Source organism: Pseudomonas sp. CM27, from assembly GCF_013179515.1.
Taxonomy (GTDB): Bacteria; Pseudomonadota; Gammaproteobacteria; order Pseudomonadales; family Pseudomonadaceae; genus Aquipseudomonas.
Map to the genome: position 1 here is coordinate 1 of NZ_JABMCN010000390.1, position 2,885 is coordinate 2,885.

At 63.8% G+C, this 2,885-nt stretch carries 3 protein-coding genes; all 3 read right to left on the reverse strand.

The window, feature by feature from the left end; translation table 11 throughout:
• Positions 1–1,187: NAD(P)/FAD-dependent oxidoreductase (locus HP547_RS28155; RefSeq protein ID WP_172288753.1), on the reverse strand; the 1,187-nt coding region annotated here is incomplete at its 3' end.
• Positions 1,188–1,291: 104 nt separating this feature from the next.
• Positions 1,292–1,966 (reverse strand): COG3650 family protein, encoded by a 675-nt coding sequence (locus HP547_RS28160; RefSeq protein WP_172228554.1) that lies wholly within the window; start codon positions 1,964–1,966, stop codon positions 1,292–1,294.
• Between the two features lie 239 nt (positions 1,967–2,205).
• On the reverse strand, positions 2,206–2,885 hold a 680-nt coding region (locus tag HP547_RS28165), incomplete at its 5' end, for an ABC transporter ATP-binding protein (protein ID WP_172288755.1).

The window sequence follows — 2,885 nt, forward strand, 5'->3', positions numbered from 1 at the left end:
GCCTCCAGGCGCTCCTGCAGTTCGATGCCGGCCAGTGGGCCGCCCGGGTAGTCGCGTTCGGGGTCGATGCCGACAACGATACCCGAGTTGGCATTGCGTTCGTTACGCGAGTACTGGCTCATGCCGTTGGTGACCACCCGGCCCGGCTCGCTGGTGGCAGCGACCACGGTGCCGCCCGGGCACATGCAGAAGCTATACACCGACCGGCCGTTCTTGGCGTGGTAGACCAGCTTGTAGTCGGCGGCACCCAGTTTCGGGTGACCGGCATATTTACCCAGGCGCGCCTTGTCGATCAGCGTTTGCGGGTGCTCGATACGGAAGCCCACCGAGAACGGCTTGGCCTCCATGAACACGCCCTTGGCGTGCAACATGCGGAAGGTGTCGCGGGCACTGTGGCCAAGGGCCAGTACCACATGGCGCGAATGCAGCTGCTCGCCGCTCTCCAGGACCACGCCGGTCACCTGGCCGTCGTCGATCAGCAGGTCGCTGACCTTCTCCTGAAAGCGCACCTCGGCGCCCATGGCGATCATGTCCTGGCGCATCTGCTCGACCATGCCGGTGAGGCGGAAGGTACCGATGTGCGGCTTGTTGATGTACAGGATCTCGTCCGGGGCACCGGCCTTGACGAACTCTTCGAGCACTTTGCGGCCGTGGTGTTGCGGGTCCTTGATCTGGCTATACAGCTTGCCGTCGGAGAAGGTCCCGGCGCCACCTTCACCGAACTGCACATTGGACTCGGGATTGAGCACGCTTTTGCGCCACAGGCCCCAGGTGTCCTTGGTGCGCTGGCGCACTTCCTTGCCGCGTTCGAGGATGATCGGCTTGAAGCCCATTTGCGCCAGCAGCAAGCCGGCGAAGATACCGCAGGGGCCGAAGCCGACCACGATCGGACGTTGTTCAAGGTTGGCCGGGGCCTGGCCGACGTACTTGTAGGTGACGTCGGGTGCCACGCCGATATTGCGATCATCGGCGAACTTGAGCAGCAGCTCGGCTTCGTTGCTGGCTTCCAGGTCGATGGTGTAGATGAACAGCAGTTCGCTGTTCTTCTTGCGCGCATCGTAGCTGCGCTTGAACAGGTTGAAGCTGATCAGTTGCTCGTCGCGGATGCCCAGGCGCTGGATGATGGCATCACGCAGGGCTTCGTCGGGATGGTCCAGGGGCAGCTTCAGTTCGGTGATTCGTAGCATGGCAGGGTCCAGTATCCCGGCCATGGGCGGCCGGCGGCTTTACACAAACCGCCAAGTATAAGCTGTTAGCCGCCCCGACTGGCAGGATAAAAAGCGCCCGGCGATCAGTTGTCGCGCGCGCCGCCGTAGTAGCCGCAGCCCTGCAAGGTCTTGCCGTCGATGCGCAGTTCGGCGCGCAGGTGGTAGATGGCGCCTGTGGCGCTGCCCACGCAGCGCTGCGGTGCGACCCACAGTTCGACGTGCTGGCCGTTGGCTTCGCTGCTCAGGGTAAGGCCGCCGCCGGGTACTTCTTCTTCCAGGAAGGGCAGGGGCAGGGGGGGCTGGCCGACGCGGTTGAGCACCATGCCCTTGCCGCTGGCCTTGATGTCCCAGTCCGGCTCATGACCGTTGGCGCGCAGCGTCAGCTGCTTGAAATTGGGGTCTTCGCAGGCACGCGTGGACGGTTCCAGACGGTACAGGCGGCGCACCTCGAACTGGCCGTCGTTATTGGCCTGCTTGGTCCCGGCGAGGCGGCCACGGACGTCGGCGAACAGCTTGTCGTTTGCGTCTTCGGCGAGATTGGCGGCTTCTTGCAGGATGCCGGTGGCGCCGACGTCGTTGATCACGAAGGTACGGTTTTCGCTGCAGGGCTTGAACAGCAGCTGGCCGCCGGCGGCGCGCAGCTCGCCCTGCATGCGCGTGGTGCCGATGTTCGGGTCGCTGGGGGCGTCAGCCATGAGCTGGCAGCCGGCGAACAGGGGCAGCATGGCGGTGAGCAGCAGGGTGGGGGTGAGGCGCATGATAGGGCAGGCTCCGGGATCTTTGCCGTGAAAGCGGGCCACGTTACGCAGGCTGGCGGTGGATCTCAAGTTAATGGTTGCTTGTGCGGGCCTCTTCGCGGGTAAACCCGCTCCCACAGGTACGGCGCCAGATTCAAGCATGGTGCTACCTCTGTGGGAGCGGGTTTACCCGCGAAAGGGCCGGCAATGGCAATTCATTCCTTGCAGGCATTAAAAAGGGCCCGAAGGCCCTTTCCCAATCAACCACCCAGATACGCGTCGCGTACCTTGGGGTCGGTCAGCAGTGCCTCACCCGTCCCCTGCATCACCACCCGGCCGTTCTCCAGCACATAGGCGCGGTCTGCGATCTTCAGCGCCTGGTTGGCGTTCTGCTCGACCAGGAACACCGTTACGCCATCACGGCGCAGTTGTTCGATGATGTCGAAGATCTGCTGGATGATGATTGGCGCCAGGCCCAGCGAAGGCTCGTCGAGCAGCAGCAGCTTGGGCTTGCTCATCAGCGCCCGGCCGATGGCCAGCATCTGCTGTTCGCCACCGGACATGGTGCCGCCGCGCTGGATATAGCGTTCCTTCAGGCGCGGGAACAGCTGCAGCACCTTGTCCAGCTGCTCCTGGTAGTCGCCCTTGTCGGTGAAGAAACCACCCATGGCCAGGTTTTCCTCGACCGTCAGGCGGGCGAACACGCGGCGACCTTCCGGCACTACCGCGATGCTTTTGCGCATGATGTGCGAGGACGGCTGGCCGACCAGTTCTTCCCCCAGGTACTTGATGCTGCCGCTGTGCGCCTGCGGCGAGCCGCACAGGGTCATCAGCAAGGTCGACTTGCCGGCGCCGTTGGCGCCGATCAGGGTAACGATCTCGCCCTGGTTGATCTCCACGTTGACGCTGTGCAGCGCCTGGATCTTGCCGTAGAAGGTGG